Here is a 438-nt window from a genome sequence, read left to right on the forward strand (position 1 = left end):
GCCGGGCCGAAGGCGGCGACGGAGACGTACCCGGCGCGGCGCACGGTCATGTACCGGGCCGGCAGCGGGGCCACCTCCGGCAGGCGCGGCGGATCCGGCGGACGCCGGCTGGCGTGGGCGACCGTGGCCCCACCGCCGCCGGTGCGGCTGGCGCAGTCGACGGGCACCACCGCGGCGACCGCCCAGTCGGCGGCGAGCAGTCCGGGCACCGCGTCGACCAGGGTGGCCAGCCCGTCCGTCGGGTTGGCGGCGACCTGCGCCAACAGTTCCGCGTCCTGGCCGGTGGTGGTGGGCGCGCCGAACGCCCGCCACACCCCGCCCACCCGGCCGCCGGGACTCGCACCCAGGCCCGCGACCAGCCGTTCGACCCGGCCCGCGCCGGGCCCACCCCAAGGTAACTCCCCCACCCGCCACCCCCCACCACTTCCCCGAACGCCC

Annotated in this window: 1 pseudogene; it reads right to left on the reverse strand. The window is 79.7% G+C overall.

Going from position 1 to position 438, the window contains the following annotated elements:
• Positions 1–407, reverse strand: a pseudogene (locus JMF97_RS30945) (amino acid-binding protein); the annotation flags it as partial.
• Positions 408–438 lie beyond the last annotated feature (31 nt).

It is taken from the genome of Micromonospora fiedleri, assembly GCF_016774385.1.
Taxonomy (GTDB): Bacteria; Actinomycetota; Actinomycetes; order Mycobacteriales; family Micromonosporaceae; genus Micromonospora; species Micromonospora gifhornensis.